A 14,427-nucleotide genomic window follows, 5' to 3' on the forward strand; every position below is an offset into this window, starting at 1 on the left:
TTTTGGGACAACCTCTTTTTTTATTATTCAGCTTCAGAAACAACTGTGAAGCGTTCGTTTACGTGTTTCGGATTTTCAATTTCATCAAGTGCTGCGACTGCGAAGTCTTCGTAACTTACGTAGCTATCACCTTTTGCGTTAACAAGAAGGTTATCTTTTCCAGCTGTATAAGAGCCTGTGCGTTTTCCTAATGCAAATAGTGCAGAAGGGCTGATGAATGTCCAAGTAATATCTTTTGTTTGTTGCAAGATTTCTAAGTTTTTCCCTTGGTTTTGAGCTGTTGCAAGGTATTCATTTGGGAAGCCTGGCGTATCAAATACGCGTGTTGTTTTCTCTTCGTCTACAAATAAGCTTCCAGCGCCGCCAACTACAAGTAATTTTGTGTTAGGTGCACCTTTCATAGCCTCGATTAGTACGTTTCCTGCATCTACGTGAAGATGTTCTTCGCCTGCTGGAGCGCCGAATGCATTTACAACTACGTCAAATGCCTGTAGGTCATTAGATGTAAGAGAGAATACATCTTTCTCTAAAACTTTTACATTTTCTTCTGTAATTTTTGCAGCGTTTCTTACGATTGCAGTTACTTCATGTCCGCGATCTAATGCTTCTTTTAAAATACGACTTCCTGCTTTACCAGTTGCTCCGATAATTCCGATTTTCATAATAAATCCCTCCAAAGTGTTTTGTTAAAGTGTATATCTGAAAGTAAATGAATGTATTGTAATTAGGTTTGTTACAACATGTTGTAATCATTATAGTTACAGGTAGGTATTTTTGTCAATGGGGTTGTTTGTGAATTTATTTTTTGTTTTAGTATGCACAGTTAGAGGGCGGGTAGTCATAAAGATATTGTTACTGCGAGCCTGTCTAATATTTGGAAATTGCAAATTGTCGAAAAATGTTGATTTTTGAATGTTTTTTAAATATAATTCGTTTTATGGAGAAAAGGAGGGGTTAATTGTATGAATATTTTGGAACAATTTGTTTCGTCAACGAATACAATTCTTTGGTCATATATTCTTATTGCAATGTTAATTGGTTTAGGTCTTTATTTTTCTATTAAATTGAAATTCGTACAAATCACTCATTTAGGGGAAATGATTCGATTAATGAGTGATGGATTAACTGGAAAGACGCGTAAAAAAGGTAGTGTATCTTCTTTCCAAGCGTTCTGTATGAGTTCAGCGGCTCGTATTGGTATCGGTAACTTAGCTGGTGTAGCGTTAGCGATTTCTATGGGAGGACCTGGTGCAGTATTTTGGATGTGGGTGATTGCGATTATCGGAGCGTCTTCAAGTTTTGTAGAAAGTACGCTTGCCCAAATTTATAAAGTAAAAGATGGCAGTGGCTTCCGTGGTGGTCCTGCTTATTATATGGAAAAAGGTTTAAATAAACGTTGGATGGGAATTTGGTTCTCTATCCTTATTACAGTCAGTTACGGTTTAATTTTCAACTCCGTACAAGCGAATACAGTAACATTAGCTTTTAAAAATGCATTTGGTTTAGAGCGTTATATTGTTGGTATTGTATTGGCTGCATTAGTTGCAGTTATTATTTTCGGTGGTGTAAAAAGTATCGCACGTATGTCGGAAATGATTGTTCCGCCAATGGCGCTTATTTATATTGCGGTAGCTATTTTTGTTGTCATTAAAAACTTCTATTTAATACCAGATGTGTTTACGGAAATCTTTAAAGGTGCATTCGGTTTAGATTCAGCTGTAGGTGGCGGTATCGGTGCTGCGATGAAATATGGTATTCAGCGCGGATTATTTGCGAACGAAGCAGGTATGGGTAGTGCTCCGAATGCGGCAGCAACAGCTGATGTAACGCATCCAGCAAAACAAGGTTTTATTCAAACAATTGGCGTATTGGTAGATACATTCTTAGTATGTACATCAACAGCATTTATCGTACTATGTTCTGGTGCATATAAAGCAACAAATTTAGAAGGTATTGAATTAACGCAAAATGCATTAAGCTCACAAATCGGCCCATGGGCAAGTAGCTTCTTAGCGATTATTATTTTCTTATTCGCTTTTAGTTCACTTCTAGGGAACTACTATTATGGTGAAACGAATATTGAATTTATTAAACAAAGTAAAACTTGGTTAACGGTTTACCGTATTGCGGTAGTTGGAATGGTATTATTCGGCTCTGTTGCGACGCTTCAGGTTGTATGGAACATGGCGGATTTATTTATGGGACTAATGGTAATCACGAACTTAATCGCAATTACACTTCTTGGCCGATTTGCATATGCTGCTTTGGCAGACTATGTAAGGCAAAAGAAACAAGGGAAAGATCCAGTCTTCCGTGCAGATTCTATTCCGGGTTTAACGAACACAGATTGTTGGGATAAGTCAGCAGTAACAGATAAAGAAAAAGCAGTATAATAAAAAGGCGAGCATCGAGATGAATTCGGTGCTCGCCTTTTTTGTTGTAGTAAATGAGGAAAAGAGTGAGAGGTAATTATTAATATAATTTTTGTTTGTTCATCTCTCATGTTATTTGTAGGGAACGTCCTGTCTTAAAGGTATGACTGGTCGCATAGGAGGAGTAATCAATTATTGGGGAAATGCACGTACTGGTTATAGTTTTACAAAAAAACAACGTGTGTGTTAAGTGTGTTAACGTACACATGTTAGGAAACCTAACATAAAGTTCTTGATTACTAAGAGTTTTTAGAATATAATTTTCTTATTGTTAGGAAGAGGGGGCAATGCAATTATGGATTTTTTAGCTAAGGTAATTGGGGATATAAATAATGTCCTTTGGTCATATATCATTATTGCGATGTTAATTGGGTTAGGACTTTACTTTTCGTTTCGTGTGAAATTTGTCCAAGTTCGTTACTTCGGTGAAATGATTCGATTGCTTGGGGATGGGGCAAGTTCGAAAACGAGGAAAGCACAAAAAGAGAAGAGCGGTGTATCATCGTTCCAGGCTTTTTGTATGAGTACAGCTTCTCGTGTAGGTACTGGTAACTTAGCTGGTGTAGCTATCGCAATTTCAGCAGGTGGACCAGGAGCAGTATTTTGGATGTGGTTAATCGCGGTAATTGGGGGTGCTTCTGCATTTGTAGAGAGCACATTAGCGCAAATTTATAAAGTAAAAGATGGGAATACGTTCCGTGGTGGTCCAGCTTATTATATGGAAAAAGGATTAAATAAGCGCTGGCTTGGAGCTATTTTCTCTGTTTTAATAACAGTAAGTTTTGGGTTAATTTTTAACGCTGTACAGTCTAATACTGTAGCTGCTGCTTTTGATGGGGCATTCAAAACAGATAGTAGATTAGTAGGTCTTGTAATGGCTGGTTTACTTGCAGTTATTATCTTCGGCGGAGTAAAACGTATTGCACGTGCGGTTGAAATGATTGTTCCGGTAATGGCAATTATTTATGTAGCAGTGGCATTATTCGTTGTTGTAACAAACATTACGGCAATTCCATATGTATTTAAAGAAATTTTCTTACATGCTTTTGGAATTAAAGAAGTAGTAGGCGGAGGATTAGGAGCTGCGATTTTATTAGGGGTAAAACGCGGATTATTCTCAAATGAAGCAGGTATGGGTAGTGCGCCGAACGCAGCTGCGACTGCAAACGTAACGCACCCAGTTAAACAAGGTTTCATTCAAACTTTAGGGGTATTTACAGATACATTATTAATTTGTAGTTGTACAGCATTTATTATTCTTTTATCAGATGTGCATAATGCAGCTGATCTAAATGGTATTCAATTAACGCAGCAAGCGTTAAGCCAACATATCGGACCGTGGGCGCCTATATTTGTAGCAGTGGCAATCTTCTTGTTTGCATTCAGTTCATTAGTAGGTAACTACTACTATGGTGAAACGAATATTGAATTCTTAAATGGAAGTAAAGTGTTATTAACAGCGTACCGCATTGCTGTACTTGGTATGGTTATGTTAGGATCTGTAGCAACAATTCAAATTGTTTGGGATTTAGCGGATTTATTCATGGGTATTATGGCTGTTATTAACTTAGTTGCAATTGTATTCCTTTCTAAGTATGCTTTTGCAGCATTATCAGATTACGTAAAGCAAAAGAAACAAGGAAAAGATCCGGTATTCTATGCGAATTCTATTCCAGGCCTGAAAAATACAGAGTGCTGGGAAGAGCAAGTAGCTGATAAAGAAAAAGCAGTATAATGAAATGAGCATCAAGTGAAACTTGATGCTCATTTTTTTGTTTTATCCAGATATTCGCAAGAGGTAAAAGACGAACATTAATGAGTGTTTTATAATAAAATGTAATTTTTTTGAGAAAAGTGCAGATATGAGATGTGATTTATGTTAGAATGGTAAATGCCTTTGAAACAAGAGGTTTTATGATCTTTCCTATTCGATTGACGGTTTTGGAGGAGAAATGGAAAGTTCGGATTATTTCTTATTTTGAGTGGTCAGACGTTCAACGTTAATGAAGAGTTAAATGGAGGATTTTATTAATGAAGTTTGTTATGTTTCTTGTAGGATTACTCGTTGTATTTGTACTCGGTTTTCTTATAAGTGCCGATCGAAAGAAGATTAAGTACAAACCAATCGCAATTATGCTTGTTATTCAGCTAGCACTATCTTATTTCTTATTAAATACGCAAGTTGGTTATATTTTAGTAAAAGGAATTTCAGATGGATTTGGCGCGCTGCTTGGATATGCGGAAGCTGGAATCGTTTTCGTATTTGGTGGCCTTGTTAATAAAGGAGAGGTTTCATTCTTCTTAACAGCGTTATTACCAATCGTATTCTTTGCCGTTTTAATCGGAATTCTGCAACACTTTAAAATTTTACCGATAATTATTCGTGCTATTGGTACGTTGTTAAGTAAAGTAAATGGTCTAGGAAAATTAGAATCATATAACGCAGTAGCAGCTGCTATTGTTGGGCAAGCGGAAGTATTTATTACAGTAAAAGATCAATTAAGTAAAATCCCAAAACATCGTTTATATACATTATGTGCATCTTCCATGTCGACAGTATCAATGTCAATCGTAGGTTCTTATATGAAAATGATCGAACCGAAATATGTAGTAACAGCACTAGTATTAAATTTATTTAGTGGTTTCATTATCATTCATATTATTAACCCGTACGATATTACAGAAGAAGAAGATACACTGAAATTAGAAAATAAGAAAAAACAATCATTCTTTGAAATGTTAAGTGAATATATTATGCTTGGTTTTACAATCGCGATTACAGTAGCAGCAATGTTACTTGGTTTCGTAGCATTAATTACAGCAATTAATAGCTTGTTTGATTCCATGTTCGGCATTACATTCCAAGCTATTTTAGGATATATTTTCTCACCATTAGCATTCGTAATGGGTATCCCGCAAGCAGAGATGGTAACAGCGGGACAAATTATGGCAACAAAATTAGTATCAAACGAGTTTGTTGCGATGCTTGATCTTGGAAAAGTAGCGGGTGATTTATCAACTCGTACAGTTGGAATTCTTTCTGTGTTCCTTGTATCATTTGCGAACTTCTCATCTATTGGCATTATTGCAGGTGCAACGAAAGGTATCGATGAAAACCAATCAAATGTTGTATCATCATTTGGTCTACGCCTTGTGTACGGTGCGACATTAGTAAGTATTCTATCAGCGATTATCGTTGGTGTTATGTTATAAAGTGAAACTTTAATCAGTGGGGGGCTTTATCACCCGCTGATTATTAGCCCTCACCAATCGGGGTAAAAAGATGGTCCTAGCTCATAGCTAGGGCTATTTTTTATGGTAAATTTGCATGAAAAAACCAATTAATTAGGAATATATTAACATATAAAAATCTTTTTAAATTTATATTGCTTTTCAGTTAGATAACGCTTACAATTTGATTTGTAGGTGGTATCAATTTCAGACTTTCAAATATGGTAGGAGAGAAGAGGCTACCTTTAATAAATTGCAATTTATGTAAACGCTTACTGATTTTAGATAACAGTTGAATAGTATTTAGGGGTTTTAAATTTTTTTAACATCAATGGTCAGACGTCATTCGTTATACGTTATACGACTAATAACTCTTGGGAGAAGTGGAGGATTCACATATGAAGTTCGTAATGTTTCTAGTCGGTTTACTTGTAGTATTTGTACTAGGTTTCCTTATCAGTTCAGATCGTAAGAAAATTAAATATAAACCAATTGCACTTATGCTTGTCATTCAATTGGTACTTGCGTATTTCTTACTAAATACAAAGGTCGGATTTGTATTAGTAAAAGGGATTGCAGATGGGTTTGGCGCTATTTTAAAATTTGCGGAAGCAGGGGTTAATTTCGTATTTGGTGGTCTAGCAAATGATGGACAAGCACCATTCTTCTTAACAGTATTATTACCAATTATTTTCTTAGCAGTATTAATTGGGATCCTGCAACACATTAAAATTTTACCGATTATCATTCGTGCAGTCGGTTTCCTATTAAGTAAAGTTAACGGTTTAGGAAAACTAGAATCATATAATGCGGTAGCAGCTGCAATTGTTGGTCAAGGGGAAGTATTCATTACAGTAAAAGATCAATTAAGCAAATTACCGAAAAATCGTTTATACACACTTTGTGCATCTTCCATGTCAACAGTATCGATGTCAATCGTCGGTTCTTACATGAAAATGATTGATCCAAAATATGTAGTAACAGCACTAGTATTAAACTTATTTAGTGGATTCATTATCGTTCATATTATTAATCCATATGACGTGAAAGAAGAAGACGACATTTTAGAATTACAAGAAGATAAAAAACAAACATTCTTTGAAATGTTAGGCGAATATATTATGCTTGGTTTCTCTATCGCTGTAACAGTAGCAGCGATGTTAATCGGTTTCGTAGCATTAATTACAGCAATTAACGGTGTATTCGATTCAATTTTCGGCATTACATTCCAAAGCATTTTAGGATATATCTTCTCACCATTAGCATTCGTAATGGGTATCCCAACATCAGAGATGCTAACAGCAGGACAAATTATGGCAACGAAATTAGTAACGAACGAATTCGTTGCAATGCTTGACCTTGGTAAAGTAGCTGGTGATTTATCAGCTCGTACAGTAGGTATTTTATCTATCTTCCTTGTATCATTTGCGAACTTCTCATCTATTGGAATTATCGCAGGTGCAACGAAGAGTATCGATGGCAAACAAGCAAATGTTGTATCTTCATTCGGATTAAAACTTGTATACGGTGCAACGTTAGTAAGTATATTATCAGCGATTATCGTTGGGGTTATGCTTTAATAGTAAAGAAGTCGTTTATCTCTCGCCTAGAGGGATGAACGGCTTTTTTATTTTGGTATGATAAATAGTATAGAGAGGGGGAATTAGGGTGAAAGAAGCGGATAGTTTAAGGGAGTTTGATGAGATTATAGAGAACATTGATCAATTAACTGGTGAAGATGCTAGGGCGTTTTTGAAATTGATACATGGGTATTTAAGCATAGTAGAAGAAGGCGATGGGACTTTTACTCATAGTGATTTTGTTGAAAAGATTTCAGAGTTTTATAAGAAGGATTTGGCTAAGATTATTGAGCTGAGAGAAGAAATGAAAAAATCACCTTAATACATTCATTAAGGTGATTGGAATACTATTCAGCTGGAGGCGTAAATGTACGTTTCTCTAATTCAGCATCTAGCATAAATAATGCGTTTGAATCGCTTGTAATACGTTTTAATTTTTGGATGATGCTATCGAATGAAGCTTCTTCTTCTACTTGCTCATCGACGAACCATTTTAAGAATGTAATTGTTGCGTGCTCACGCTCATCCCACGCAATATCAGATAAGTTGTAAATACGCTTCGTTACTTCACGCTCGTGCTCAAGTGCCACTTCAAAAGCGTTCAGTACAGATTCATATTCGTTATTCGGATTATCAAATCCAGTAATAATAGCGCGCTCACCGCGGTCATTAATGTAGTTGTAAAGCTTCATTGCGTGGAAACGCTCTTCTTCAGCTTGTACAAGGAAAAAGTTAGCAAATCCATCATAGCTCTCCGCTGTACAGTAAGCAGCCATTGCCATGTAAGCATGGGCAGAGTAAAATTCAAAGTTCATTTGATCATTTAGTGCGTCGTGCAATTTTTTAGATAACATAAAATCCCCCTTAGTATTGTGACAAGAATATTATACCATAATTGATAATATTCTCATTTAGATGTCTCGAACCTTTTCGAAAGCTTTGTGACGTGAGCTTCCATAATGTCTTGTAAGTCTAAATCATATTTTTGCGAAAGAATAATAAGGTTAGATAGTACATCACCAAGTTCTTCTTTTAGTTCTTGTTTTAGTTCTTCTTCTGTTTTCGCTTCTTCATCAGGACGATCACGGCCAATTTCAATGGCGCGAACAACGCGTGAAACTTCCCCAACTTCCTCTGTTAAGAAATTTAACCGAATAAAGGAATTATACTGTGACCAGCTTCGTTTTTCGTAAAATTCCTCCACCCATCTTTGAAATGCGACGATATCCATTTCTTCCTCATCCCTTCAATATGTTGTACAATATTCATTGTATCATAACAATATATAGTTTCGGGGTGTAGGAATGAGAAAGATTTGTGTGTTTGCAGGTTCCAACTTAGGGGAGAGACAAGAATTTAAAGAGCAGGCAATAGCGTTAGGGAAAATGTTTGTTGAGAACGATTATGAGCTTGTATACGGTGGTTCATGCGTTGGATTAATGGGAGAAGTAGCGAATGAAGTTCTTCGTTTAGGCGGGCGTGTAACAGGTGTTATGCCGCGCGGTCTATTCCGAGGAGAAATCGTGCATACAGGATTAACAGAATTAATTGAAGTAGAAACGATGCACGAGCGCAAGGCGAAAATGGCAGAGCTTGCGGATGCTTTTATCGCATTACCAGGCGGATACGGAACGTTTGAAGAGTTATTTGAAGTAGTATGTTGGTCACAAATTGGTATACATAATAAGCCGGTTGGTTTATTGAATATAAAAGACTTTTACGGACCCATTTTACAAATGGTTGAACGCGCAGCGGAAGAAGGATTTATGAATCCGTCAAATAAAGAGTTAATCGTTTCAGCTGAGACGGCAGATAAACTAATTCATGAAATCCAAAATTACGAGCGTCCTGTTTTAGGAACGAAGTGGAAGCAGTTATCATAATACAAAATTATAAAGTTTTTTGAAAACACATGTCATTTTATATTGAAAAGGCATGTGTTTTTAATTTGGTTAAATATGTTAATGTTCAGGTATTATGTTTTCAGAAAAGGAGAAATAGATGGAGGAGTTTGTATTTTTAAGGCCGGTTTTCAAAAGTATTTTAGCAGCATCTATTCTTGTTATGCTAATTGTTTCAATGCAGAAGAAAAAGCTCATTAATGCGTTTTCGCTTTGGTTTATTTCGATACTATGTATCGGTGTTTCCGCAATCACGTTGTTTATGTCTGGGTTTATTGTTGATGAGTATAATCTAATCGGAGATGTGCAGAGTTTTAGTATGTTTATTGCGATTGGCTGTATTAGCGGTTTGAATTTCATTATTTATTATAGGCGGAAATAAAAAGAAGGCATTCCATATTACTTTGGAATGCCTTTATCATTTTGATTACTTTGTTTTTTATACAGGTACCAGCCACCCCAGCCGCCACCAATTGCTACAACAACGAGGAAAGCATAGTCTTTTACCTCGATACGTATGTTGAAAATATTAGCTATAAGTAAGACAATCCCAACTGTTATTAACGCAAAAAATGCTCTAATTAAGTAGTCTTTCAACCGAACCACTCCCGCCATTTAAGTAGTAAATGATGAATATGGAAAAGCCTTTTGGATCTATTTTACGAAAGGGTGTTTCCTATATTTTAACATAAAGAGGATTGTAATATATTGATAAAAGTAGGGGAGAGGGGTGCTGATATTGTCGTGATTTGTCGGTAAGTCGATATCCTGTGTCGAATCGTCGATATAATGAAAAAATCGTTGATATAAATTTCATGTATCAGTACGCGCGACAAATCCATAGAAAAAAAGCGACTCTGAACGAGCCGCCTCCGCTTTAAAATCTATTATTGATTCAAGAACGCACGTAGCATCCAAGCGTGTTTTTCTAGTTCTGTGTAGATGCCTAGTAGTAGGTCAGATGTCATTTCATCGTCAGAGTCTTGAGCGATTTCCATGCCTTTTTTCAGTTCGACTAGCATCATTTCGTAGTCTTTCATGATTGCTTCGACCATCCCTTCTGCAGTTTCTCCGTATGCTGCTTCTTGAATAGTAGATATTTCTAAGTATTCTTTCATTGTTGCTACTGGTTTACCACCAATTGCTAAAATACGTTCTGCAATTTCGTCGATGTGAGTAGCTGATTCTGTGTAAAGCTCTTCGAATTTCTCATGTAATGTGAAGAATTGAGGTCCTTTTACGTACCAATGGAAGTTGTGTAATTTTGTGAATAAAACGCTCCAGTCTGCTACTTGTTTGTTTAATACTTCGATTACTTGTTTGTTCATTATGATCAATCTCCTTTTGAGTTGTTATGTGATATCAATTACTAATTTATAATTATTATAATCTAGTAATTCGTATAAATCAACCCTTTTGCTGGAATTAATTTGAACAAATTATGAACTGTGTAAATAAAAATCCCTATTACCGCAGAGTAATAGGGATTTGCTTTAATATATAATTTTTTGTTCTGAACGAGCCGCTTCCGCTTTTAGTGATATCCAGCTCCAGCGGCTAGAATCTCCGGTCATTTCGCTCTCTCGCTCGAAGCAAAAATCGCTTCAAGGTCGAGAGCTCCAATGTCCTGCGATTCTGGACGAGCCGCCTCCGCTTTTAATTATTACACAGCCTTCTGTTTTTCTTCTACATCCTGTCCATCCCAGCATTCTGTATTCTGTAAGCCAGGGATAGAACTTGCAACGAAAACAGGATCTTTTCCTTGTTTCCTTTGCTTAATATAGTCTACTAATGCTGCGTAGGCGAATTTGCTTAGGAATGAGATGGCAATTAAGTTTGTGAATACCATTAGTCCCATGAATAAATCAGCTAAACTCCAAACGGTTTTAAGAGCAGCAATTGATCCGAAGAATACCATTCCGACAACTGCAACGCGATAAACCATTAACCATGCTTTGCTTTCTTTAATGAATGCGATATTTGTTTCACCATAATAGTAGTTTCCTAGTAAAGAACTGAAAGCGAATAGGAAAATAATAATCGCTAAGAAAGTGCTTGCCCACGGTCCAATTTGTGAGCTTAATGCATTTTGTGTCAATTCAATACCTTCTAAATTCGATCCTTTGTAAAGTCCAGAACACAATACGATAAACGCTGTTGATGTACATACTAAGAATGTGTCTACGAAAACTCCTAATGCTTGAACAAGTCCTTGTTTTACAGGATGAGATACATCGGATGTTGCGGCTGCGTTAGGAGAGCTACCCATACCTGCTTCTGTCGCGAATAGACCGCGCTGAATTCCGAACTTGATCGCTGCTCCAATACCACCAGCGATAGCTTGATCTAAACCAAATGCACCATTAAATATTTCCATAAAAATGCTTGGTAACATGGTGAAGTTGTTAATAACGACGAAAATTGCCACACCAATATAAATAATTGCCATTGGAGGAACAATCATTTCTGTAATACGTGAAATGCTCTTAATACCACCAAAAATAATAACTGCCACTAATAAAGCTAATAGAGCTCCTACGATCGTTCGCTCTAATCCAAAAGCATTTTCAAATGCTATTGTTACTGTATTAGCTTGCACGGAATTGAAAATTAATCCGTACGCAACTGTAATAAGAAGTGAGAACCAAACACCCATCCAGCGTTTGTTTAATCCTTTTTCCATGTAATATGCTGGTCCACCACGGAATCTACTTCCATCTTTTACTTTATAAATTTGCGCGAGTGTACATTCTACGAAACTAGTAGCTGCTCCAAGGATAGCGATAAACCACATCCAAAATACTGCGCCAGGTCCACCCATTGAAATGGCTAATGCTACACCAGCTAAATTTCCGATACCGATACGTGCAGCTGCACTTAAGCAAAATGCTTGGAATGGAGAGATGCTATCTTTCTTTTTTTCTTTTCGATTAAATCCTTTACTAATTAAACTGACCATTTCACGTAAATGAGTAATTTGGACGAATTTTAATTTAAAAGAGAAATAAAGACCGAAGCCGATTAGCATTGCAATAAGAATATATGACCATAAAATATTATTCGTTACCTCAAGGAATCTGCTAAAGATATCAACCATATAATACACTTCCTTTTTTCCGTAATAAGAAAATTATATGCAAAAAATATACGAGAATCAATTTTTCTAAAAAATCATGTTACATAAATGCATTTTATGTTATGATTATGTTACATCATAACATTTTTAGAATTATTTACATTTTAAAAAACTAAATGTAAAGCGAGAAAGAGGGGATAATTTGAAAGAAGAAACTTTATTGAAAGTAAGCCTTAAAAGTTTGAAAATGAGAAGTAATATATTTTTTATCATTTCATCTTTAAGTATCTTTTTAGGAGCGACTTATTATTACAATAAAAGATTTCCAAATCACATGTATCCTGAATGGTTAGCATTTCTGAAGTTGATTGGATGAATAAAAGACAGAAAAACAGAAAATTAAAATAAATAATGTTGTGGAGGAGCTAAATATGAATATTAGAGAAAGTGAACTTCCGGGTATTGGTTATAAGTTTCAAATCGTTACGAAAGGTAACGAAAAGATGGTGATTGTTATTCATGATGATGGGCGTAGAGAAATGTATCATTTTGATTCAGACCATGAAGAAAGTATCTCAAGTATTTCGTTACGTGACTCAGAGGCAAGACAAATCGCAGCAATATTAGGTGGAATGGTATATAAGCCTAGAGCGTTAGAAAATGTTGAAATGGTCTTTGAAGGTTTAGCGATTGAATGGTTTAAAGTGGAGAATGCTGCTCCAGCGCTTGGAAAAACAATCGGTGATCTTGAAATAAGAAAAACATATAGCGTAACGATCATTGCAGTTATGAAAAAGAATATGAAAAAGCTATTTAATCCAGGGCCAGAAACGGTAATTGAAGAAGGCGATATGCTTGTAGTTTCAGGTGAGAGAGAAGAAATTAAAAAGATTATTAATGAGTTACTTTCGAATAGGGGGACTGACTAGATGGATACGTTAATTTTTGAAGTTGGTACAGCGTTAGTATTAGTTGCAATTGCGGCAGTAATTGCTGGAAAGTTTAAATTCTCAGTCATTCCGTTTCTAATTGTTCTTGGGATGTTAGTAGGACCACACGCGCCGACAATAGGTGTGATCGATTTCAAGTTTATTGAAAGTGCAAGTGTCATTTCCTTCCTTGGACGGATTGGGGTTCTATTCCTTCTGTTCTATCTAGGGTTAGAGTTTTCGATGAAAAAACTAATTAAATCTGGACGTTCTATTGCAATTGGTGGAACGATCTATATTTTAATTAACTTTTCACTTGGGTTATTATACGGATTTATAATGGGATTCCCTTTACTAGAAATCTTAATTATTGCGGGTATTATTACGATTTCTTCTAGCGCTATCGTTGCAAAGGTGTTAGTGGATTTAAGAAGAACTGGTAATAATGAGACCGAATTAATTTTAGGAATTATCATGTTCGAAGATATATTCCTTGCTGTATATTTATCAGTTGTTTCAGGCTTAGTTCTAGGGGATCATGCTTCCTTCCTAGGTGCTCTTACTTCAATTGGAATTGCTTTAGGATATATGCTTCTATTCTTTATTGTAGCTAGAAAAGCAACGCCGCTATTAAATAAATTGCTCAATATTAGTTCGGATGAAATTTTCATTATTGTAGTATTTGCTTCATTATTCTTTATTGCAGGATTCTCGGAAACAATTCACGTTGCCGAAGCAATTGGGGCACTTCTTTTAGGGTTAGTTTTCTCTGAGACAGAGCATAGTGATAGAATTGAACATCTCGTTGTTCCATTTAGAGACTTTTTCGGAGCTATTTTCTTCTTCAGTTTCGGATTAAGTATTGATCCGTTTTCATTAGGCGGAGCGATATGGTTAACGTTAGGTGCTGTCCTTCTTACAATCATCGGTAACTTTGTAGCAGGAATGATTGCAGGACGACAAGCTGGATTATCTCATAAAGCGTCAACAAATATTGGATTAACAATCGTTTCAAGGGGAGAATTCTCCATCATTATGGCCAATATCGGTATCGCTGGTGGTTTAATGTCAGTACTGAAACCATTCTCAGCACTATACGTGCTTATACTATCGATCTTAGGTCCACTTTTGACGAAAGAGTCAAAGAATGTATATAAATTTTTAAATAAAATTTTTAAGTGGGATACGAAGGCTAACTAAATTAAAAAAATGATGAAAAAAGTGATTACGAAAAAGGAATCTATGTCGGCATAGATTCCTTTTTTATCCCACTTTAAT

15 protein-coding genes are annotated in these 14,427 nt (G+C 35.9%); 9 read left to right on the forward strand and 6 right to left on the reverse strand.

Annotation, left to right across the window (positions count from 1 at the left end):
• Positions 1–23 precede the first annotated feature (23 nt).
• A complete protein-coding gene (locus tag COL05_RS29655) occupies positions 24–662 on the reverse strand; it encodes an NAD(P)-dependent oxidoreductase (RefSeq protein WP_098671217.1) in 639 nt (212 codons plus the stop codon).
• Between the two features lie 300 nt (positions 663–962).
• Between COL05_RS29655 and COL05_RS29660 the strand changes: the two genes are divergently transcribed.
• The 5 genes from COL05_RS29660 to COL05_RS29680 all read left to right on the forward strand — a co-directional run bounded on the left by COL05_RS29660 (position 963) and on the right by COL05_RS29680 (position 7,565).
• Positions 963–2,393 (forward strand): alanine/glycine:cation symporter family protein, encoded by a 1,431-nt coding sequence (locus tag COL05_RS29660; RefSeq protein ID WP_098671218.1) that lies wholly within the window; start codon positions 963–965, stop codon positions 2,391–2,393.
• A 334-nt stretch (positions 2,394–2,727) separates the two neighbouring features.
• Positions 2,728–4,167, forward strand: coding sequence for an alanine/glycine:cation symporter family protein (locus COL05_RS29665; RefSeq protein WP_098671219.1), 1,440 nt, complete (start codon positions 2,728–2,730; stop codon positions 4,165–4,167).
• Positions 4,168–4,463: 296 nt separating this feature from the next.
• The gene (locus COL05_RS29670) at positions 4,464–5,645 is read left to right on the forward strand and encodes a NupC/NupG family nucleoside CNT transporter (RefSeq protein ID WP_098671220.1); all 1,182 of its coding nucleotides are present in this window, start codon (positions 4,464–4,466) and stop codon (positions 5,643–5,645) included.
• A 416-nt stretch (positions 5,646–6,061) separates the two neighbouring features.
• Positions 6,062–7,243: a NupC/NupG family nucleoside CNT transporter gene (locus tag COL05_RS29675; protein WP_098671221.1), complete on the forward strand. Its 1,182-nt coding sequence runs from the start codon at positions 6,062–6,064 to the stop codon at positions 7,241–7,243.
• Between the two features lie 88 nt (positions 7,244–7,331).
• Positions 7,332–7,565: a hypothetical protein gene (locus tag COL05_RS29680; RefSeq protein ID WP_098671222.1), complete on the forward strand. Its 234-nt coding sequence runs from the start codon at positions 7,332–7,334 to the stop codon at positions 7,563–7,565.
• Between the two features lie 25 nt (positions 7,566–7,590).
• On the opposite strand, the gene COL05_RS29685 is transcribed toward COL05_RS29680, so the two are convergent.
• Together COL05_RS29685 and COL05_RS29690 are read right to left on the reverse strand one after the other, a co-directional pair.
• Positions 7,591–8,097: a ferritin gene (locus COL05_RS29685; RefSeq protein ID WP_000949392.1), complete on the reverse strand. Its 507-nt coding sequence runs from the start codon at positions 8,095–8,097 to the stop codon at positions 7,591–7,593.
• A gap of 53 nt (positions 8,098–8,150) precedes the next feature.
• Positions 8,151–8,474 carry a MazG nucleotide pyrophosphohydrolase domain-containing protein gene (locus tag COL05_RS29690; RefSeq protein WP_098671223.1) on the reverse strand — a complete coding sequence of 108 codons (324 nt, stop codon included), beginning with the start codon at positions 8,472–8,474 and terminating at the stop codon, positions 8,151–8,153.
• A gap of 73 nt (positions 8,475–8,547) precedes the next feature.
• Between COL05_RS29690 and COL05_RS29695 the strand changes: the two genes are divergently transcribed.
• Together COL05_RS29695 and COL05_RS29700 are read left to right on the forward strand one after the other, a co-directional pair.
• Complete coding sequence (locus COL05_RS29695; RefSeq protein WP_098671224.1) at positions 8,548–9,126, forward strand: LOG family protein; 579 nt, start codon at positions 8,548–8,550, stop codon at positions 9,124–9,126.
• Between the two features lie 118 nt (positions 9,127–9,244).
• Positions 9,245–9,526, forward strand: coding sequence for a hypothetical protein (locus tag COL05_RS29700; protein ID WP_098671225.1), 282 nt, complete (start codon positions 9,245–9,247; stop codon positions 9,524–9,526).
• Positions 9,527–9,543: 17 nt separating this feature from the next.
• On the opposite strand, the gene COL05_RS29705 is transcribed toward COL05_RS29700, so the two are convergent.
• From COL05_RS29705 to COL05_RS29715, 3 genes are all read right to left on the reverse strand, one after another.
• Positions 9,544–9,741 carry a hypothetical protein gene (locus COL05_RS29705; RefSeq protein WP_000656322.1) on the reverse strand — a complete coding sequence of 66 codons (198 nt, stop codon included), beginning with the start codon at positions 9,739–9,741 and terminating at the stop codon, positions 9,544–9,546.
• A 290-nt stretch (positions 9,742–10,031) separates the two neighbouring features.
• Positions 10,032–10,472, reverse strand: a complete 441-nt coding sequence (locus COL05_RS29710) for a Dps family protein (protein WP_048528223.1) — start codon at positions 10,470–10,472, stop codon at positions 10,032–10,034.
• A gap of 335 nt (positions 10,473–10,807) precedes the next feature.
• The gene (locus COL05_RS29715; protein ID WP_098671226.1) at positions 10,808–12,241 is read right to left on the reverse strand and encodes an alanine/glycine:cation symporter family protein; all 1,434 of its coding nucleotides are present in this window, start codon (positions 12,239–12,241) and stop codon (positions 10,808–10,810) included.
• 410 nt (positions 12,242–12,651) lie between these two features.
• Between COL05_RS29715 and COL05_RS29725 the strand changes: the two genes are divergently transcribed.
• Entirely contained in the window at positions 12,652–13,149 is a 498-nt protein-coding gene (locus COL05_RS29725) for a cation:proton antiporter regulatory subunit (RefSeq protein WP_001026071.1), read from the forward strand.
• Complete coding sequence (locus tag COL05_RS29730; RefSeq protein ID WP_000380217.1) at positions 13,150–14,349, forward strand: cation:proton antiporter; 1,200 nt, start codon at positions 13,150–13,152, stop codon at positions 14,347–14,349.
• The last annotated feature ends 78 nt before the right edge of the window (positions 14,350–14,427 follow it).

The organism is Bacillus sp. AFS059628 (assembly GCF_002571225.1).
Taxonomy (GTDB): domain Bacteria; phylum Bacillota; class Bacilli; order Bacillales; family Bacillaceae_G; genus Bacillus_A.